Origin of the sequence: Fibrobacter sp. UWH6 (genome assembly GCF_900142465.1) — a bacterium.
GTDB lineage: Bacteria > Fibrobacterota > Fibrobacteria > Fibrobacterales > Fibrobacteraceae > Fibrobacter.
Map to the genome: position 1 here is coordinate 1 of NZ_FRAX01000031.1, position 19,613 is coordinate 19,613.

Below are 19,613 nucleotides of genomic sequence, written 5' to 3' on the forward strand. Positions count from 1 at the left end.
GGGAGCAAGAAACTGCGATGTCAAAACAAGCAAAGAAAACGCTCGCAAACGCACGTGTGGATACACGCACGAATTCCCCGGGCACCGAATGGATATAGTACGCCCAGGGTACAGCATGGCCTATGTAACCATAGGTCAACGAACGTTTGTCTTATTTCGTGTTCAGAAAGTGTCGAAGTTTCAGGTGCGAATAAGAGCAAACCCAGCAAGAGTCACTCTTGTTGCGAAACTTCCACACGATATCAATGAAAAAAGGCGTGAGGTTGAATGCGCTTACTCACCTGTGGCCTTCGACTGCCTTGAACAAATAAACGCAAACAACCCACGCCCCAAAAGCGTGCCGTAAAAACGGCAGCTAGTGCATAAAGCACCAAAAGGGTCGCATTGCGCACAGGCAGATCTATTAAATATGCATGTAGCAAAACGATGCCATTAAGCAAAGCCCAATAGCAAGCGTGAGCGTCGCCTTATTCCCTGTTCAGAAATTGTCGAAGTTTCGGGTGAGGAACAAGAGCAAAACTCTTTATGTACACGGTGAATATAGATAATCCAGCATGTCAGTAGGTGTCACTCAAATTTTTTCGGTGCCCCTATTGCCTATTTTTTACGAAATGGCTTGACATATCCTAATCCGACCTTGCTGTTATTATTCAGCAAGAAAACAATGGGAACACAATCTCACCCCGACCGTGTACACTGGCTTGACAGAGTTTTTGTTTTAGTGTATTTTTGTGCAGTACGGAGGTTTGAATGAATACCACTGACAAGAAAGGCGAAATAGTAATCTATGTTTCCGATGACGGTTCCTCGCATCTTGAAGTGAAACTTGAAAACGAAACTTTGTGGCTTACGCAAAAAGCCATGGCTGAGCTATTTGAAGTTGGCGTTCCTGCAATTAGCAAGCACCTAAAGAACATCTTTGAGGAAGGAGAACTGGAAGAATCTATGGTTATTTCCAAAATGGAAACAACCACTCTGCATGGAGCAATTGACGGTAAAACGCAAACTAGAGAAACCGCTTTCTAAAAGTCATGTACAGGCAGGTTCTTGATCTTTACGCGACCAGCGCAGATTACAACCCGACAAGTGCAGAAAGCATCGCCTTCTTCAAGATGGTTCAGAATAAGTTTCATTTTGCGGCCCATGGAAATACTGCCGCAGAAGTGATTTATAATCGTGTCGATAGTGAAAAGCCGTTCATGGGATTGAAATCTTTTAGTGGAGAGTTACCTGTTCGAGCCGATGTGATCATCGCAAAAAATTATCTCAACGAAAATGAACTGAAAATTCTCAACAATTTAGTGAGTGCATATTTTGATATCGCGGAAGTTGCTGCTCTTGAGCATCGCCTCATGTACATGCATGATTACGTGCAACAGCTAGACCAAGTAATCTCAGCCGCCGGGAAATGCGTCTTGAATAATTCAGGAAAAGTAACTCACAAGCAGGCTGTAGACAAAGCCCTTGAAGAATATCGCAAATACCAAGTCAATACACTAAGCCCTGTAGAAAAGGCTTACCTTGAAACGATCAAGCAAATTGAAAGCAAGTCCTCAAATGCGGCTCGCAAAAGTAGAGTCAAGAAGAAATTTTAGAATACAGCGAGTTTATTGCGTTTATGCTGCCAATAAACAGTTTTGGAAGGGGTGATAAATGGCTGAGTTTATGCTAGCTCTACACAAATGAGTGCTTTAGCTTGACAGAGTTAATAAAATCGATTGCATTTTGTTCACTAGAACATTTGTGCATTAAATTTGTGTTTTTATATCCAGCTTGTAACACAAAGGAATAAATATGGAAGAGAAAAACGAAATCATCGTGTATCAGCCCGAGTCGGGAAAAAACTGACCGCATTCTCCGTGCTGAATTTTGTTTCAAAGCAGCAACTGCTGGAAATGGTGTCGCAGGCGTCCGGGAAAAAGAACAACTAAAGTTTTAAAGGGGTCGAATTCGACCCCTATTAATGGAAACTATAAAGATATTGCATTCATAAATATGTCGAATTCGCCATATTTTAAAGTGGTCGAATTTGACAACTTTATGAAGATTTATCGCAATGTTACTGATTTCCGTTATATTAACAAATTCTTGACGCGTTCTAAAATCACGTTAAACCCATTGAATTCGGGGGGTTTAAACGGGTCTTAATCAATTGTAACACAAGATAGGAGGCTATCATTTCTTTGAAGTTAAGAATCAAAGAACCTCTTCATCAAGGGCTTTTTTGATCATCTTGCTTTTAGGGAACATTTCCGCATATATTGTGTAAGATTCCGTTTTTTTTTCATTGTTGTGAAGTGGTTAGAAATTCTCAACGAAATACTTGAGGATCCGCCCTCCATATTTTCACAACCTATGGATTTAGCGTATTTTCATAAGAGGTGATTATTGAAACATTGGGTGCGAATATGAATAAGAAAATCTTTCTTGCGGCAACGCTTGTGTCCGTTTCGTCCATGGTAATGTCTTGCGGAGACGATGAATCCGTAAACAAGAACCTTGATGACGACCCCTCTCTGGAACTTCCCGAGGATACACTCAACCCGGAACAGCCCAAGGATTCCCTCAATCCTATTCAGCCTAAGGACAGCGTCTCTCAGGAACAGCCTAGCGACCCTCTCGACAAGGATGATGGCATAAACAATGAGGATGCGGTAGCAAAGTACGATATCGCTCTCACTATTGAAGATATCATCGTGGACTGGTTTGGCGGCGGCGGAGAAAAGGATGCCGACAACAACAGCTTTACCTACAAGCAATACGCCAACAACTATTGGGATATTCACGACCTGGACACGGACGTTTTCACCAAGGTTGAGATAGCTTTTACCAAGGCCGTCGAATACGACAATATTGACGTAATCGCAACCTACAGCGACGAAACCAAGACAACGGAAAGAATCTCTAGCGGTGCAAAAAATTTTGCATTGACCTTTGAACCGGGCAAAACTCTCGTTAGCTTGGCACTGGTCGTAAGCCCCAACACACCTAGTGATGCAGCGACCATTAATTTCGGTAAAATCATTATCCGCGCAAAGGACTCTGACGGCACTGTAAGCAAGATGCCAGTGAAGTCCCCAAAACTGGGCGTGGGCAATGGCAACCCTATTCTGGATTTCCAGTACTGCGCAGACCCGACCGCCATTGAATACAAGGGACGCCTCTATGTGTATGGAACCAATGACCATCAGCAGTACGAAGAAGGCGTCAGCAATACTTACGAGAAGATCAAGACTTTGGTAATGATGTCCACCGACGATATGGTCAACTGGACTTACCACGGGTTGATTCCTGTCGGCGAGGTGGCTCCCTGGATTATGGCTTCATGGGCACCAAGCATCATCAGCAAGGAACAGGCCGATGGCAGCACCCTCTTCTCCCTCTATTTCTCCAACAGCGGTTTTGGCACCGGTGTTATCCAGGCAAAGTCTCCGGTAGGCCCGTGGACATCTCCTTTGAGCAAGAGCCTTATCGATGGCGACCATCCCGTTGTAAAGGGCAGCGGCTCCATATTTGACCCAGGTGCTGTAATTGACGACAATGGCGATGGATGGCTTTCATTTGGTAATGGTCAAGGCTGGATCGCCAAGCTCAAACCAGATCTGCACTCTCTCGATGGGGATCCGGTCAAGCTTCCGTCCCCGTTCCATTTCGAGGCTAATGAGCTCAATTATATTAACGGCAAGTACGTGTACACCTTCAACAACGACTGGGAAGATCATAAGCCCTGGGATTGGGGTGGCGAGGCGCCAACAGCCTGCAGCATGAATTACTTTACCAGCACCGAGCCGCTGAATCCCGATTCCTGGACCTACGGCGGAAACTACTTCAAGAACATGGGTGAAAATGGCATGACCTACGGCAACAACCACACCCATCTCCATAAGTATCAGGACAAGTGGTATCTGTTCTATCAGGCGGCAATTCTTGAGGCTTCCATCGGTTCCCATGGCGGTTTCCGCAGCATCTTGGTTGACGAAATCGAGGTGGACGAAGCAAAGGTTGTCATCAAGGAAGCTAAGCCGACTTACAAGGGCGTAAAGGCGATCAAGAATCTTGACCCCTATATTGTGCAGCAGGCATCAACAGCTGCGGCTACCTTGGGCATTCGCTACGTGCAGACAGAGGAACCGGGCCACATGGTGGCTACAATCGGCACTCCCAGCAAGGACGGCCCCGCACCTACAGAAGGCATCATCGAAGTTCGTAATGTAAATTTCAGCAGTGCAAAAACTCTGAAGGCTTTGGTGAAGGGCAAGGGTTCTGTAATTCTCCGTCTTGATAAACGTGATGGTGCAAACGTTGCCACAGTCAACAGTTCTGCAAGCGACTGGCAGGAACTGGAAGCAAAGTGCAGTGGCATCACAAGCGGCGTTCACACCGTCTACTTGATAATCAAGGGTGATGTGCAGTTCGATACCTGGCAGTTCGCGAACTAGTTGCTCAAAATTTCCTACAGATTCTGGTAGAATCACAAACCACCCCTTAAGGGGTTATTACTGCCAGCGCCTAAATGACGCTGGCTTTCTCTTCGTTCAAGCCATCGTGGACTGATGTCAAAGCAAAGCAAAAAGTTGCAAAACATCATTAAAAAACATTGCAAAAAGTTGTAAAATGTTAAAAAGAAAGCTAACGAAGGTCCTAGAAAACTGGCTAAAGTCGGGTCATGAAAAGGCACTGCCGCTTACAGGCGCCCGCCAGGTCGGCAAAACTACGGCTGTCCGCGAATTCGCAGGCAAGTTCTACAAGCATTTCGTAGAAGTGAACTTCGTAAAGAATCCCATCGCAAAGCAGGCCTTCGACTGCCCTGAACAAATAAACGCAAACAACCCACGCCCCAAAAGCGTGCCGTAAAAACGGCAGCTGGTGCAAGATGCACCCAAAAGAGTCGTTTGCGTACAGGCAGATCTATAAAATATGCATGTAGCAAAACGATGCCACCCGACATAGCCGAGCAGCAAGCGTGAGCGTTCGTCTTGTCCTTTGGTAATGAAAGTGTCGAAGTTTCAAACGTGGACAAGAGCAAAACTCTTTATGTACACAGGGAATATAGATAATCCTGCATGTCAGTAGGTGTCACTCAAAATTTTTCAGCACCCCTATTGCCCATTTTCATCAAATGGTTTGTCAGGCTAAAGTACACAAAAGAGCATAAATTGTCGAAATTACGCTGTTTTTGCACTGTTTGGCACAGTCGCATTACAATTATATAGTAAAAACGCAGCCATACAAAATGGCTTGACATAATCTGCAAAATGGCTGTGTCAAGCCGAAACGTACTTTTGGTCAGGGCTAGCATAAAAGGTTCATTTCGTAAACCCATTGGAAACTGCATTTCTGCTGTAAAATCGCCAAAATAGTACAGTTTATTAGCTTCGGCGCCAAAGCCTAAAATACTAAAAAATGGTCTAAACCAACAAAAAATTAGGTTAGACCAAGTATCTAAGATACAGTTTTTAGATAGGTAAATCTCAGTAAGTAAAAGGGTGTGATATTTTACTTAGTTATATTAGGTATACACTTTGAAAGAACATAGCCTTTCTTTTTTTAGAATAGTTTATGGAAAGGCAAAAAACAGAGGACCTTCCGATGAATTTCAAAAGAATTTTCAGCATTCCCTGCTGCATGGGTCTACTATTTAGTTCAGCCAATGCACTTCCCACAGCAAAAGAAGTCTTCGCAAAAATGGGAATGGGTTACAACATCGGAAACACGCTGGAAGTTCCCATGAACCCATCCGCCTGGGGAAACGATTTTCCCACCCAGGAGCTAATCGATTCCGTCAAGTCCGCAGGTTTCAACACGGTCCGCATTCCCTGCGCCTGGTACAGCCATTCCAACGCCATCGCCGTAGACTCCAACTGGACACTTTATACTCCTGACGGTGACGAGAACACCATTAATGCCGCCTGGCTGGATTCCGTAAAGACCGTGGTAGATTACGTAGTCAAGCGAGACATGTATGCCATCCTCAACATCCACTGGGATAACGGCTGGCTGGAAGACCACATCGGCCCCACTGTAGACGAAAAGATCAATGCCCGCCAGAAATCCTACTGGGAGCAGATTGCCAACAAGTTCAAGGATTACGATGAACACCTGCTGTTCGCCAGCACCAACGAGCCCGGCGAAAGTGGCGACGGACTGAAACAGGACAACGCCAACACACTGAAAGCCTATCACGAGACCATGATCAAGGCTGTCCGCAGTTCCGGCGGCAACAACGCTACACGCACCATCATCGTGCAGGCACCCGACACCGACGAGAACAAGGCCCACAATTACCTGAAGGGAAACTTTCCCGCAGACTCTGCCGGCACCGACTACATGATGGGAGAATTCCACTTCTATCCCTATACGTTCGCCTTGATGGAACAGGATGCTGACTGGGGCAACACCGTGCGTTACTGGGGCGAAGGCAACTACTCCACCACAGATGTCGCTCACAATGTTAAGAAAGGCGCCTACGCCAGCCCCGAATACGTGGATTCCGTCTTCGCCATGCTAGGAGAAGATTTCAAGGACATTCCTATGGTCATCGGTGAATTCGGCGTTATCAAGCGTCTTGAATTGAAAGGTGAAGACCTTCGACTGCATCTGAAGTCTCGCGCCGACTATTACGGCAGAATTGCAGAACTTTCCAAGAAGTACGGCTTCGTGCCCTGCATCTGGGATACCGGTGACGAAGGCAACGGCAACATGACCATCATCCGCAGAAACAAGAACCGCGGCATCCTGGATTATGAAAGTCTGAACGCCATGCGTGCCGCTTATGGTTTGCCCAAGTTCGAAGGCAACTCCATCGACGCCCTTGTAGAAAAGAGCTTGGATAATAGCGATCGTGAAATGAAGGTGATTTACAAAGCCCAAAGCGACACCGCAGAAACAGGAACTCTTAGCTACGGCTTTGCCGCCCAGGACTGGAGCCAATATACAGCCATGTCCTTTGACATCAAGTTCAAGGGATCCAGCAGTTCATGGTCTGGAGTAACCCTGTTCAACATGTCCGCGGATTGGAAATGGAACCAGGTGAGCCTTGGGGACTTTAATGACTTTACAGGCGAATGGCAGAATATCAAGATTGCATTTGACGGATCCTCGGAACCAGGCATGGATTTTGAAGACATTTCCAAAGTGGTAACCATCGGCATCAATGTTCAAGGCGTAAATGTGGATGCCTCCCTGGAACTGGACAACATCATCCTGTGGAAAAAGGACGGTACCAAGGTAACGTTCTTGGACTTCAATGACAATAAGGAACTGAAGTGCGAAGGCATTGCCGTAGGCGGCCTTGCTCCCTCTACCATCAATGACGGCGAAACAAGAATTACAACGCCTGCAAACACAGACTTTACTAGAGTGGGCCTGCGTTCCATTGATATCCAGCAGGGACTCATAAACGCAATCTTTATAGGAAACGAACCAGGTTCGGCCAAGGCGTTTCTTATAAACGGACTAGGTCAGATGATTGCTACTCAAAACATCAACGCAAAGGCTGGCAGCAACAGCATTCAGCTGAAGGCAGAAACCCGCGGTCCTGCAATCCTCATGATCAAGCAGGGCAGCCAGGTTTACAGTCAGAAGGTAATCCTGAAGTAATTATTATACACCCCGGGTGTTTGGGAAAAAAGGTCCGGTCACTTGACCGGACTTTTTTTCATTATCATTTCTACAAATCAAAAATTTTGTTGCGAAAAAAACATCGGAATACATTGCGCTTTGAAAAATTTCAAAAGTTTTTTCTTTTGGCTGTGTCAAGCCGAAACGTATGGTCGGGACTTGCTAGCAAACTTTCTGGATTTTGTAAGCCCCCTTCAAAACAGCATTTTTACTGTAGAAGCGCAATTTTTTGGCTGAAACCGGCTTTGGCGCCGCAGCTTTCTAATAGCAACTAAACAATCTTTTCTCAGCAATACAACTTGGCTTGACACAGCCTGGCCAGGAACCGCATTCATAAAAATGTCCTGACTAAAAGCCCAGAGCAATCAACGCTCCGTAGCGTTGTTTCACAGGATCCGCCAAGGGCAACACCTGTATGGACAGCAACTGTTCTTCAGCTCCGTTTTTCTCAAGTTGTTTACGCTTTATATAATCCTCACGTTTTTTGTAGTACTGGTTATATTTGTTATGACGATGAATTTTCGCCAAGGAGAAAACGCCGTAAGCCGTCCACGACGGAAGAAAGAGAAAAAGCGGCGTCGCTAGCCCCCATTCCAGTGCGGACCATTCGCAATCATTATCCTCGTTCACATTGCAACCCATCGACCATGCCCCCAACATCATGGCCGAAATCGGAGCAACGGCACTCAAGCCAACGCTCGTCCAAAAAAGAACGTCCGAAACGGATTCATCTGTGCGAAATTTCTGATGATTGTACTCATACACCTTTTCGTAGTATGCAGCGGAATCTACTTCTGCAATTGGCGTCGTTTCACTTTGAGCGAAACAGGTCGCAGCCAAGAGGCATAAAGTAAGTACAATCAGTCTCATCGGGTGGAAAGATAATTTTTTCCGACGAGGTGGATTTGTCATGCAAAAACAAGGGCTTGTAAAAACCACTTTTTTTTACTGGACACTGTATACCCACAATGTTTAAATCCTACCCAAATGTTGTCCCAAGTTTACATTTAGGCGATTTTGGGAGAATTTACGCTTGAACTGACCCTGCTTGACTGCGGTTTGACTGCGGATGGTCATAAACACGGAAAGTATACAGTGTCACGGAGAATTGAATGAATACCACTGATAAGAAAGGCGAAATAGTAATCTATGTTTCCGATGACGGGTCATCGCATCTTGAGGTGAAGCTTGAAAACGAAACTTTGTGGCTTACGCAAAAAGCCATGGCAGAGCTATTTGAAGTTGGTGTCCCTGCAATTAGCAAACACCTAAAGAACATCTTTGAGGAAGGTGAACTGGAAGAATACAACCTAGACGCAATCATTTCCGTAGGCTATCGAATAAATTCCTCGAGGGCAACGCAGTTCAGCAAATGTGCTAGCCAAATTCTCAAGGAGTACATCGTCAAGGGATTTGCGCTAGATGACAAACGTCGGCGATATTCTTGAACGGAACGATATTCGTTCAAAGGATGAACTTTCGGAACTTCTGGACGTTCTAACTTCAAATATTGGCAGTCTGACCACCCCCCAAAAGTTGTCCGACACATTCAAGAACGTCAAGCAAGCTACATCGGAACCCCCATGAAGTTTTACTTTACCGATGCGGGACTCCGAAATGCACGATTGAACTTTAGGCAAATTGAAGAACCCCACTTGATGGAAAACGTAGTTTATAACGAACTTAAAATCCGCGATGCACTTGCTGGACCCTATAAAGAAACACCAGAATCAAGACGGTATCGTATTCTTGAACGTTTTCGACTTTTTGCTGGACGAGAATAGCCTCGTTGTGTAAGAAAGACAAACTGGTCAAAAATTTTGACCAGTTCTCAAGGGAGCCACCGACCACCTATCGATTCTCGTAGCGATTCCCGAAAACCAGGGTGTTATCCTTGGCGCCGTTCAGATTCACCAGGCGGTTGGGTTCGTAGCGCAGGCTCTTGGCGATGCCACTTTTCAGCTTTTCCTTGCGTTCGAAAAATTCCTCGGGAGTCTGGGCAGTGAGCAAAGTCTGACGGACTTCCATGGCGGCCGACGTACCAGTCTGCGGTTCGTCCGCGCAACCTTCGGAGCCATCCACAAATCCCTTGCAAAGTCGTGCGGCCAGTTGCTTTAAACGGCCCATGGCGCCCATTTCCGTGCGGCCTTCTTCTTCCAGGAACTTGTAGTAGATGGAGAACACGTCCAGGGCCTCTTCAGCGGTAATAATATGGGCAGGCTTACCTTCCCAAGCGTCGGCGATTTGCCCGAAAATCCAGGGGTTGTGCATGGCGCCCCTGCCAATGCTTACGCCGGACACGCCATAGGTATTGATGCGTTCCAGGGCACATTCCACACTATTCACATCGCCATTGCCAACCACGGGAATCTTTGCGGCGGCGGCCACCTTCCCGATCCAGTCCCAATTGGCCAGACCGTTGTAGCCCTGCAGGCGAGTACGGCCGTGAACCACCAGAAGTTCCACGCCCTCCCCTTCCGCGATTTTCAAAGTTTCCATGACGTTGATGGAATCGTCATCCCAACCAATGCGGCACTTCAAGGTTAGAGGTACATTCACCTGACATGTATCCAGGGCCTTACGGGTATCGTGCAAAATTTCCTGCAGACGGGGCAAATCCCTAAGCAAACCGGATCCGCTACCCTTTCCCGCCACCTTGGGGGCCGGGCAGCCCGCATTCACCTCTATATAGTCAGGATGGAGCCCATCTGCGATTTTTTGGGCCGCAGCGGCCATCTTATCGGGATAACAGCCAAAAATCTGGATACCGAACGGCTTTTCCTCGGGGTAGAATTTCAGCTGTTTATGGCCCGTAAGGCTAAAAATCTCGTCGGCATTGGTGGGTACGAACTCAGATACCAACAATCCCATGCGATTTCCCGACAAAACACGGCATAAACGCCTAAAAGGGGCATCTGTCACCCCGTCCATGGGGCTCAAAATGGTATTGGGAAACACCTCTAATTCACGGAGTTTAAAGGACTTAACAGCTGGTTTTAAATTTTCAACATCTTTCAACATTCTAATCACAATTATCCACAAAAAGTTCGCAGTATCAGCCCAGAAAAAATATTTAATTTCATCAGGACACCTAGCCTAACTCATTGATAAACCTATATTTACGTCGTGCCTAATATTACTAAACAAACTCTGATTCAAGAAATCGCCAAGTCCACTGGATTTGTGCGCAACGATATTAAGACCGTCATCGAACAGTTCCTCGACCTGGTGGGCGAAAAGCTGATCGAAGGCAATACCATCGAAATCCGCGGTTTCGGTACTTTCAGCTGCAAGCCTCGCAAGTCTCGTCCGGCTCGCAATCCCCGCACCGGCGAAACCGTCATGATCGAGGAACGCATGGTTCCCTCCTTCAAGTTCAGCAATGACATCAAGGATAAGATCAATTCCCTGGAAGCCATTGTGGAAGGCGTGAACGCAAAGCTGGAATCCGAAGACAAGGACGTGATGATCGCCGTCAAGTCCACCGAAGACGAAGCCTAATCAAGCGAACCAAATTTCTAACGAACCAAATTTAGTTTTTAGAGAGAGAAATGAAAGCCCCGGTTTTATAACCGAGGCTTTTATTTTTAGTCCTGCATGTTTTCGAAAGCTTCCAGAGATTCTTGTTCTCGTTTCTTTCTTCTCAATTCGCGCTCGTTTTCCTCTTGGATTTGCAGTTCCTGCTCACGTTTCATTTTTTCAGAATTATCTTTCATTATTTTTGCGTCTGTAAACATGCTAAATGTAACTGCAAAGCGATTTCTGTGATAATCCAAATCTCTTCCATAACGAAATTCAAAAGTTACCCAGCCATTGTACGTTACAAAAAAGCCTCCCCCAACCTCTTTATAAAACTTTGGTCGAGGTTCGGGAATAGTTGGTATCATAAAACCTTCGGCAGGAACCTCATAATCATATTCCACCCCATTTCTTGAAAAATGTTCCGAAAAGCCCAGCTTCAATGATTCCCCAATAGGGATTTGTTGAACAAGCATGCCGCCTGCTGAAATCCCCGAAAAGAAAATGGAACTCCATCCCATCACTCCCACATAGGGAGACACAAAACCTAGTTGAGCAAAGAGTGTAGAGGTTTGCCAACCTAGTCCACAGCTAAAAAAGCCCCTGTTATAAAATGCGGATCCTGTAACATCGAAAACCCATTCATCATAGGCTTCTTCGTCCGTTACGGAAGAATCTCTAAGCAGTTCTCCACCATAAAGTGAAAGGTTCATATTTATGGTAGAATTACCTCTTTCGTAACTTTCCATAAACGCCGCAGGAGAAGGCGGCCTCATAATAGGGCTACATCCGGTAACCACAAGAACCACAACCAGCATAATACATGCTGGAATGAATCCTCTCTTTACTCCCAATTTAGACATGATTACTTCGTCAAAGAAGTAACTTCTTCTTCAGTCATAAATCGCCAGCCGCCGCTGCCCAAGGAACCGTCCATGGTGACAGGGCCGATGGCCTCGCGGGAAAGGGTCATCACATGGTTGCCCACGGCGGCAAACATGCGGCGCACCTGATGGTACAGGCCTTCACCGATGGAAATGACAACCGTATCCTTTTCTTCGCCGTCAATCACAATACGTTCTTCGGAAAGTTCACGGGCAAGAACCGGGCGACGTTCATCCTTCAGCATCACGCCCTTCAGAAGTTCTGCCTTCTGTTCGGCGGTAAATTCACGGGCCAAAGTCACGCGATATTTTTTCAGGTAGCCTTTCTTGGGGCTTTCCACCTTATGAATGAAATCACCCTGGTTAGAGAGTAAAATCAAACCAGAGGAATCCGCGTCCAGGCGGCCCACAGACTGCAGGCCCATGGCGGTAAAGCGATCCGGAAGCAAGCTGTAGATAGACTGATGGTCGCGGGCATTGTGGCTGCATTCCACATCAAGAGGCTTGTCCATCATGATGTACAATTTTTCAACCGTGGGAATTTCTTCTCCATTCACAACGATCGTCTCGGGGCGGGTCTTGAATTCCACGAAGGGATCGTCCACCACTTCGCCATCCATTTCCACCATACCGGCGCGGATAAGAGCGCGGGCTTCCTTGCGGGAGCCGAAACCAATTGACGCCACCAGGCGTTCCAAAGTCAAAGCAGGCATTATTCCTCCGCCATCATCTTAACAATTTTATTTCTAATCCAGCCCAGTTCAGGCAATTCATTTGTCTTCAACACGTAAGCTCGGCGACGCCAGAACTTATAGGCAATGATGCCACCATAAAACAGCGTTGCGATTAAAAGTCCTATAACGCGGCACAGATTGATGCTGGCCCGAACCTGACCGGCAGAGCGCAGTTCATGATCGTGAGTCCAGTCCATTCTGAAATCCCAGTCGCCAATGTACGGGTAACCCTTCAGAAATCCGTTCAGGGCTGCACCATAACCCATGTGCATCACCTCGCCGCGGAAACCTTCCACAAAACAATCCACAAAACGGATGCGGAACAGGCGCAGCAAGCAGAAGAACCATTTCTTCAAAGCCCAGAATGCAGTTTCGTCAAACTCCGGCGTCAAAAGAATCGTCCAGAATTCCGTATCTGTCAAAGAACGCTTTTCTGGTTTTTCTGGTTCTTCGTTTTTTTCGAGCTTTATCGCGTTTTCAGGTTTTTCTGTTTTTTCGGTTTTCTCAGATACGTCCACCTTTCCAGAAGATTCCGGTTCTTCGGACGTTTTGACTTTTACCGATTCTTCGAATTTTTTAGAATTTTCAACCTTTTTAGGTTCTTCAGTTTTTACTTCTTCTACGAGAGGTTCAACCTTTTCAAATTCCGCAGCGACTTCAGCGGGAGCCTCAGTAGGTTCCGCAGCGATTTCCGTGACGTTTTCAGCAGATTCTGTAGCTTCGTCGACTACAGGAGTTTCCACAACTTTCGGGGCTTCCAATTTTTCCTTGGCAGGTTCCGGAGGGCGCGATTCAATTTTCGGTTCTTCCACCTTTTTCTTAGGCGGCACATAAGTGGGAACCACCGCCTCCTCGTTATCCGGGCGACTATCAAAATCCCCTACGGAATATTTTTCGTCAGCGGTCTCGTCTTCCGAAAACTTCTTTTCGTACTTATAGAACTGTTTCTTGAATATGGAAAACCGGGCCTCAAATCCTTTCAGCCCAGCCTCGAAATCAATCTTAAAAATGAACGGGAAAAATAAGACAACCAACGCCAGTACACAAAGTACCGCGCCGATAACAGTCCATGGCGTAAGCCACTGCAACAGGCTTACTTCTCCGCCTCGTCGGCTTTCTTGGAGATGACTTCAATCAGTTCAGCAAAGCTCTTGGTCTTAAGAATCTGACCGAACTGTTCCTTATAGTTGCGAGCTGTAGAAAGGTCGTCAATGACCAGATCCCAGGCCTTCCAGTTACCGTTCACCTGGCTCATCTTGTATTCAAGAACAGATTCCTTGCCCTTGTTCCAGAGGTGAGCAACAACAGAAGCTTCTTCGCCGTTCTTCTTCAGCTTGGCCGGTTCATAAACGGTAGAGTCGGCGCGGTAAACTTCAAGGCGCTTGGCGCTGGAGTTCTTGACCATGCGCTGGAATTCTTCGACGAACTTTTTCTGGGAGGCTTCATCCTGAGCCTTCCAGTCGCTAGAAGACAGGGACTTCTTGGCCAGCAATTCGAAGTCAAAGGATTCGTTCAGCAAGGACTTAACGCGTTCAGTTTCCTTGGCGCTACGATTAGACTTCTTGATCAAGGCCTGCAGTTCGGCATCCTTCTTCTGGATAGAAGCGACGGGATCTTCGGCTGCAAAAGCAAACAGGCTTGCACAGGCAATAGCAATTAACATTTTCTTGAACATGTTCTTCCTCACTTTTTTATTAAATTCGACTGGAAGTCCTTCAGCGACAATCCCATCTTGGAGATCAGCTGAGCAAATTCCACATTGTACTTGCAAACCGCAAAATAATAGTCCTTCTGCATAGACACATTCTGGGTGTATGCAGAAACCAGGTCGCCCGTTTTAGACTTATCCAAGTCATACTGCATGGCCGCACCCTTCAAGATAGCTTCCGAAGCGCGAAGACTTTCCTTCATGGCATCCATCTTTTCCTTGGCGGACTGCACGATATAATACTGTTCTTCAGCCTTGGCGATCAAACCATTGGCGGCATAGCCTTCCTTCAGTTGCAAGCCACGATAATCCGTCTTCGCAGCCCTGAATTTTTCCCAGTTCTTCCAGAAATTCAAGTTATAACGGAGACCAAAACCAACTGCACCAGTCAACTTGTTCACCGCGTCTTCAGAGAAGGCATCCTTCTGCATAATGCTACGGTTACCAGCCCAGCTCTTTACATATTCCACTTCGCCCATCACGAAAAATTCGGGAGCCAGTTTAGCTTCTGCCAGATCCATCTGAAGTCTACGAGCCCTAAGACCAGCGTTCAGCTGTTTCAATTCCGGATGGTTACGGAAGGTGATATCGCGAACCTCTTCCAGGGAAGGCAGACGTTCACTACGGGGAGTCAAGACAGAATCCTCCGAAGCAAAAGTGTCTTCGTCACGCATGTTCAACGCAAAACGAATTGCCAGCAACACGCGTTTCATACCCAGGTTGGCTTCAGAAACACCTTCCTTCACGGTATGCATTTTCGCCTTGAGATTCAACAAATCCATCTGGGAAACACTGGGGTCATCATCATCCAGCGCCTCTTCCATCTTCTCGTAGGCATTATCCACCTGCTTCTGGGCATCAGCGGCAATGCGAATCATTTCCTTGGCAAGCAGGTAGTTGTAATAGTAAGTCTGCAGTTCCACATCTTTCTTGTGGACCTGATGTTCAATTTCAAAATTTTTCTGTTCCAGGTCTGCTTCAAGGGCAGCCTTGCCTGCACGATACTGTCCCAGATTCAAAGGCTGCACAAATCGAGCCTGCACGCCCCAATAAGGCCCCATCTTGGAAAAATCATAGACCTCGGTCGTGTCGCCATTATCGATTTCATCACGAAGACCAGGAGCCGGACCGACCATCATACCCACATAGAAAGTGGGCAAAATAGCCTCGGCCTTCAACTGAGCAATCTTGTCTTGTTTTGACTGGGCACCAAACCTTGTTTCTGCCAGCTGGGGATCGGAATTCAAGCCCTCTTCTACAAAGCGAGACAAGTCATACCGGACCTCTCCAGCCATGACTCCAACCGCACAAAATAGCGTGGCTAAAATTTGGAATTTCTTCCCAAAACAAAACATGGACCAAATTTACAAAAAGGCGAAGATCACGGCAATCGCATTTATGCGATTTGCCATGATTGAGCCGTAATAAATGCGAACGGAGTTCGCAAATTCTTACAAGAATGAAAGTTGGGTCAAGTTTCTATACTTTGAAACAACATGTTCATAATAACGTGTGGGCAAGGAAGTTCCCTTTTCCAGCATTTTATCCACAGCGGAATGTCCAAGGTTGTAAGCAATCAGGGCATCCTTCCAGTTTCCATATTTTGCAATAAGGCGCATCAAATAGGCAGTACCGACAGTCACGTTGATTTCCGGTCTGAGCAGGTCCTCTTCCTTTTCAATAGGCAAGCCAAAACGATCCCCCATTTTCTTGGCGGTCTCCAGCTTGATCTGCATTAAACCTAAGGCACCAGAAAACTTTCCCGACTGCATTCTACCGCGGGCATTGGGATTGCCGTGACTCTCCTGGGCCACCACCGCCAAAATCAGCAAGGGATCCGTGGCATAGGACCTGGAAATCTGCCAAATCTGTTCCGACAGGAGAGCACGTTGTTCTTCTGTTAGACGGTCCTTCGAGAGGTAAGCCAAAGCCTTGTCTATCTTTATAAAATCAATAGTCCATTTTCCCCAGGTAGACAGCCTATCTAGATCATTTCGTAATTCTATTTCCTGTGCAGCAATTTCAGATAACGCACGCTGCTGGGTAAACCACCTAGACACGAAAAGACCCAAAGCGCCAAACCATAGGATTAGCGCCAAGCCCAATAACCACGCAGGAAAACGAACACTGGTCTTCATAGGAAGCCTATTCCTCGCGGCGGGTATTTTCCAGATACTCCAGGTAACCGACCCAGTCCTGAATCAAGCCAAAGGAACTGAGCCTTGTGGTATCTTGCATCACCCCAAGCTTACGCAAAGGACCAATCGTTGATTCCAGTTTATCTATTTCGCGGATGTAGCGATCTTTCTGGTTCTGCAAGGCAATAATCTGGGCTTGCTTATCAGCCAAGTCTCGCCCCTGCGTCGATACGACAATGAACAAAGTAACAATCCAACCAAGAATCAAGGTCAAAAAGGCTATAGCCACACCAGGACTGAGCGTAATACCGGAACGCAAACCATAATAAAGGCCAATCTGCTGAAGCTGTTTCTTGGTTCCAGACTTCTTGTAGGCACGACGATTTTCATAAATCTCGAAAATGTTCTGATACCTGGAAAAATACTGGAATAGTTCGTTCTTGTCGAAAATAAGAATCAGGGAAGACTTGCGGGCCTTTACGCGATTCAACAAGTCAAGAAAGAAGTCAAGATACCGCTCACTGGTAAAATGACAATTCTGCAAATTCAGAAAGTAGAAGCAACCAGGCCCTTCAACAAGCATGGCCAGCTTTTCCTTCACGGCAGAAAACTGGGAAAAACCCAGAGAGCCGGAAAGTGTGATTTCCACATCATCGCCGCTAGATTCCACCTGGATGTCAATCAAGTCAGACTTCACGGTTACCTCTTAGAAAATCGAACGGTCATGTTCAGGTTCTTTTCGGCATTGGATTCCAGCTCGACCTTCCAGAAGGGGAACAGTCGAATGCCCTGCAAGGCTTCCGGCGCCGCAGACGACGAAGCACCAAACATCGGAGACACCAGCAACGAAGCCGGAGTCTCGAACTCAAGTCTAATGCGACTGGTAGTCACCTTGTCAAGGATTTCAATAACCTTGGCTTCTGGGTAAACCAACGGAGAACTAAAATCAAAAGCAATGGCGCTGCCATTCACAAGAATTTGACGTCGGCCATTACATGCAAGAAGTCCTGTTTCAAGAAGGGAGCCAAAGAATCCCTTGGCCAAGGAGAAGGCCGCATTCGTAAGTTTAAAACGAAGATCAAAATCAGACCCTTCAGAAGAAAGTTCATAGAACTTCTCCACAAGAAGGACTCCCATCTGTTCGCTGAACGAGAAATGCTGTTCCCCCAAAAGGAGAATATCCGTACCCCCCTCATGACGCTTCACCTGATAATCGTAGGGTTCTCGCAAAGCACCCTCACGATATTCAAGAATCTGATCAAGCTTGGCCGCACTCAATTCCACATTGGGAATCATGAAGTCCATAAAACCCACGGCAGCTTCACCATCATCTCGCCAAGAACCTAGCAGACTGTTTTCTGAATTCTTTCCATTCAGAATTCTAAGAAAACCGCCACCGAAATAATCAAGCATAAACGAGTAGGAATGGTTCTCAGCCCAAATCTGCTTACGACCTTCCAACATAAAGTCAGCCACTTCCAGCCTGATTCCATCAAAGGAAACCAGCTCTGACAAGCGGTTTGCCGCCTGCATCAGGAACCTGGCCCCCCACCAGCGAACCAGGGGTGAACGCATACCTTCACAATCCTGCATATCTCGATAATAAATCGGAGACATCAGCGGCAACAACATTTCCAAAAAATCCTGCTTCGCCTTATCCTTCAGGTTTCCAACCGCACGCCTATACAAGGATAGCAGGCACTTGTGCAGCAGATTCACCTCGGGGCGACGGATCAGAAGCTCGCGGCAAGTCTTAGCTGCTGCAGGCAAACCAATCTTTCTACCCGCAGAAAGCAGGGAACTCAGACGACCTTCCGTACTCTGGTCGTTGACCAAACTAGAAACAGTCTTGGTCTGCAGATCATTAGTCTCTACAAAATCCAGCAGCCTTTCAAAGAACGGCACGATGTCGCCCGGCATAGGAGGAACATCCAGTAACACAACGGCAGTCTTGCCACCACGGCAATAAGGTTCCGCCAATTCCAGCCAGCGGTAATCGTCATTCTGAATCGCATTGGTGATAACCTCCGAAACAGGAACCACCCGCAAGAAGGACCCCTTGTCCTCTACCGAGTACCAGCCAGAAACCGGAGTCGTACGTCCAAGAGCATCCTGAAGGGCGGACTCCTGCACAAGGGCATATTCAAACCGATGCTTTTCCAGAAGTTCCGTCATGTCCATTTCCCAAACCATGGACGAGTTAAAGTATCCGGTCGGCTCAATGGAAAAATATTTCCAGAGCAACTCCGCCTGCTTCTGAAGCTGCATCGATTGCAATTCCGTAGGGAACAGGGGCAGCATCGCATCATGGAAACCGCCACCCAAAAATTCAAGACATCCCTCTTCAACAGCCCTGCGGAATTTACCGAACATCAAAGGCCTGGCAACACGTCCTGCAGCCTCAAGCGTAGGTCCATCCATAAAAATCGAAAAACGGAACTTGCCAGATTCAAGCACCTTGCTCATACCAGACAACAAGTTTTCCGCAACAGCATCAAGCTTTGCGTAAGCGGTCGACGGAGGCAGCTGCAATACTATAGACAGAGACGGTTTCATAAGATAAAGGATAGCAAAATCGTACGCCATAAGCTCGCTCGAACACCACAATCACCATTCCCAGGTGGAAGTCCCTTGGAAAAAAACAAGAGCCCCCTGGCGAGGGCTCAAAGAAATTTTTTTAAGGTATTCTTTTGAGGGGATGATTCGTCGGGCAGGCCCCGCAAGCCTGGGGACAGGCGGAAAGGCCGCCGGCAGGGTACGCCTTTCCCGGTAAGCCTCCTGCGACAGCTCATGGCATGCGCCTGGCGACGGCAGGTGCGGTGGGCCGATGCCACGCCCATGTACGGCGGGCGATGCCCGCGTCGACGCCCCGGCGCGACGGCGATGGACATAAACAAGAAAGGGCCCCCCGAGGTTTTTCCTCGGGGGGCCCGTGAATCCAGCGGCGACCTACTCTCCCGGACCCGTAGGCCAGGTACCATCGGCGATAGGAGGCTTGACTTCCGTGTTC

Annotated in this window: 15 protein-coding genes and 2 pseudogenes; 7 read left to right on the forward strand and 10 right to left on the reverse strand. The window is 47.2% G+C overall.

What is annotated here, in order from left to right; translation table 11 throughout:
- Positions 1-750: 750 nt before the first annotated feature.
- The 4 genes and pseudogenes from rhuM (BUB73_RS15970) to BUB73_RS15990 all read left to right on the forward strand — a co-directional run bounded on the left by rhuM (BUB73_RS15970) (position 751) and on the right by BUB73_RS15990 (position 7,599).
- Positions 751-1,595, forward strand: a pseudogene (rhuM, locus tag BUB73_RS15970) (RhuM family protein).
- An 813-nt stretch (positions 1,596-2,408) separates the two neighbouring features.
- Positions 2,409-4,439, forward strand: a complete 2,031-nt coding sequence (locus tag BUB73_RS15975) for a glycoside hydrolase family 43 protein (protein ID WP_073287366.1) — start codon at positions 2,409-2,411, stop codon at positions 4,437-4,439.
- Between the two features lie 175 nt (positions 4,440-4,614).
- Entirely contained in the window at positions 4,615-4,854 is a 240-nt protein-coding gene (locus BUB73_RS15980; RefSeq protein WP_073238781.1) for an AAA family ATPase, read from the forward strand.
- Between the two features lie 735 nt (positions 4,855-5,589).
- Positions 5,590-7,599, forward strand: coding sequence for a glycoside hydrolase family 5 protein (locus BUB73_RS15990; RefSeq protein WP_073287371.1), 2,010 nt, complete (start codon positions 5,590-5,592; stop codon positions 7,597-7,599).
- A 369-nt stretch (positions 7,600-7,968) separates the two neighbouring features.
- Here the strand turns inward: BUB73_RS15990 and BUB73_RS15995 are convergent, their stop codons facing one another.
- The gene (locus BUB73_RS15995) at positions 7,969-8,532 is read right to left on the reverse strand and encodes a hypothetical protein (RefSeq protein WP_175547673.1); all 564 of its coding nucleotides are present in this window, start codon (positions 8,530-8,532) and stop codon (positions 7,969-7,971) included.
- Between the two features lie 311 nt (positions 8,533-8,843).
- Here BUB73_RS15995 and rhuM (BUB73_RS16000) point away from each other — a divergent pair, with 311 nt between their 5' ends.
- Positions 8,844-9,068, forward strand: a complete 225-nt coding sequence (gene rhuM / locus BUB73_RS16000) for a RhuM family protein (protein WP_349292381.1) — start codon at positions 8,844-8,846, stop codon at positions 9,066-9,068.
- A pseudogene (locus BUB73_RS18075) lies at positions 9,046-9,314 on the forward strand (ATP-binding protein); the annotation flags it as partial. The gene rhuM (BUB73_RS16000) and the pseudogene BUB73_RS18075, both read left to right, overlap by 23 nt.
- Before the next feature lie 157 nt (positions 9,315-9,471).
- Here the strand turns inward: BUB73_RS18075 and BUB73_RS16005 are convergent.
- Positions 9,472-10,641, reverse strand: a complete 1,170-nt coding sequence (locus BUB73_RS16005; protein ID WP_073287377.1) for a tRNA dihydrouridine synthase — start codon at positions 10,639-10,641, stop codon at positions 9,472-9,474.
- Positions 10,642-10,746: 105 nt separating this feature from the next.
- On the opposite strand from BUB73_RS16005, the gene BUB73_RS16010 reads away from it, so the two are divergent.
- Positions 10,747-11,121, forward strand: a complete 375-nt coding sequence (locus tag BUB73_RS16010) for an HU family DNA-binding protein (RefSeq protein ID WP_073160238.1) — start codon at positions 10,747-10,749, stop codon at positions 11,119-11,121.
- An 86-nt stretch (positions 11,122-11,207) separates the two neighbouring features.
- On the opposite strand, the gene BUB73_RS16015 is transcribed toward BUB73_RS16010, so the two are convergent.
- From BUB73_RS16015 to BUB73_RS16050, 8 genes are all read right to left on the reverse strand, one after another.
- Positions 11,208-12,002 (reverse strand): hypothetical protein, encoded by a 795-nt coding sequence (locus BUB73_RS16015; RefSeq protein ID WP_073287380.1) that lies wholly within the window; start codon positions 12,000-12,002, stop codon positions 11,208-11,210.
- Positions 12,003-12,004: 2 nt separating this feature from the next.
- Positions 12,005-12,736 carry a pseudouridine synthase gene (locus tag BUB73_RS16020; RefSeq protein WP_083539831.1) on the reverse strand — a complete coding sequence of 244 codons (732 nt, stop codon included), beginning with the start codon at positions 12,734-12,736 and terminating at the stop codon, positions 12,005-12,007.
- Positions 12,736-13,845 carry a hypothetical protein gene (locus tag BUB73_RS16025; RefSeq protein WP_139259252.1) on the reverse strand — a complete coding sequence of 370 codons (1,110 nt, stop codon included), beginning with the start codon at positions 13,843-13,845 and terminating at the stop codon, positions 12,736-12,738. The genes BUB73_RS16020 and BUB73_RS16025 overlap by 1 nt, the downstream gene beginning before the upstream one ends.
- Positions 13,846-13,850: 5 nt before the next feature.
- Complete coding sequence (locus BUB73_RS16030) at positions 13,851-14,432, reverse strand: MlaC/ttg2D family ABC transporter substrate-binding protein (protein ID WP_073160234.1); 582 nt, start codon at positions 14,430-14,432, stop codon at positions 13,851-13,853.
- 8 nt (positions 14,433-14,440) lie between these two features.
- Complete coding sequence (locus tag BUB73_RS16035; protein ID WP_249269474.1) at positions 14,441-15,760, reverse strand: TolC family protein; 1,320 nt, start codon at positions 15,758-15,760, stop codon at positions 14,441-14,443.
- A gap of 156 nt (positions 15,761-15,916) precedes the next feature.
- The gene (locus BUB73_RS16040; RefSeq protein WP_083539832.1) at positions 15,917-16,603 is read right to left on the reverse strand and encodes a lytic transglycosylase domain-containing protein; all 687 of its coding nucleotides are present in this window, start codon (positions 16,601-16,603) and stop codon (positions 15,917-15,919) included.
- Between the two features lie 7 nt (positions 16,604-16,610).
- Positions 16,611-17,300 (reverse strand): hypothetical protein, encoded by a 690-nt coding sequence (locus BUB73_RS16045; RefSeq protein WP_073160230.1) that lies wholly within the window; start codon positions 17,298-17,300, stop codon positions 16,611-16,613.
- Between the two features lie 2 nt (positions 17,301-17,302).
- Positions 17,303-19,189 carry an alpha-amylase/4-alpha-glucanotransferase domain-containing protein gene (locus BUB73_RS16050; RefSeq protein WP_083538387.1) on the reverse strand — a complete coding sequence of 629 codons (1,887 nt, stop codon included), beginning with the start codon at positions 19,187-19,189 and terminating at the stop codon, positions 17,303-17,305.
- Positions 19,190-19,613: the final 424 nt, after the last annotated feature.

What these genes read in the sequence shown, in the direction of transcription:
- BUB73_RS15990 (WP_073287371.1), top strand. Translation starts at nt 5,590, where the DNA reads ATGAATTTCAAAAGAATTTTCAGCATTCCCTGCTGCATGGGTCTACTA.
- BUB73_RS16050 (WP_083538387.1), bottom strand. Translation starts at nt 19,189, where the DNA reads ATGGCGTACGATTTTGCTATCCTTTATCTTATGAAACCGTCTCTGTCT.
- BUB73_RS15995 (WP_175547673.1), bottom strand. Translation starts at nt 8,532, where the DNA reads ATGACAAATCCACCTCGTCGGAAAAAATTATCTTTCCACCCGATGAGA.
- BUB73_RS16015 (WP_073287380.1), bottom strand. Translation starts at nt 12,002, where the DNA reads ATGTCTAAATTGGGAGTAAAGAGAGGATTCATTCCAGCATGTATTATG.
- rhuM (WP_349292381.1), top strand. Translation starts at nt 8,844, where the DNA reads ATGGCAGAGCTATTTGAAGTTGGTGTCCCTGCAATTAGCAAACACCTA.
- BUB73_RS16030 (WP_073160234.1), bottom strand. Translation starts at nt 14,432, where the DNA reads ATGTTCAAGAAAATGTTAATTGCTATTGCCTGTGCAAGCCTGTTTGCT.
- BUB73_RS16005 (WP_073287377.1), bottom strand. Translation starts at nt 10,641, where the DNA reads ATGTTGAAAGATGTTGAAAATTTAAAACCAGCTGTTAAGTCCTTTAAA.
- BUB73_RS15980 (WP_073238781.1), top strand. Translation starts at nt 4,615, where the DNA reads ATGTTAAAAAGAAAGCTAACGAAGGTCCTAGAAAACTGGCTAAAGTCG.
- BUB73_RS16040 (WP_083539832.1), bottom strand. Translation starts at nt 16,603, where the DNA reads ATGAAGACCAGTGTTCGTTTTCCTGCGTGGTTATTGGGCTTGGCGCTA.
- BUB73_RS16035 (WP_249269474.1), bottom strand. Translation starts at nt 15,760, where the DNA reads ATGGCTGGAGAGGTCCGGTATGACTTGTCTCGCTTTGTAGAAGAGGGC.
- BUB73_RS15975 (WP_073287366.1), top strand. Translation starts at nt 2,409, where the DNA reads ATGAATAAGAAAATCTTTCTTGCGGCAACGCTTGTGTCCGTTTCGTCC.
- BUB73_RS16020 (WP_083539831.1), bottom strand. Translation starts at nt 12,736, where the DNA reads ATGCCTGCTTTGACTTTGGAACGCCTGGTGGCGTCAATTGGTTTCGGC.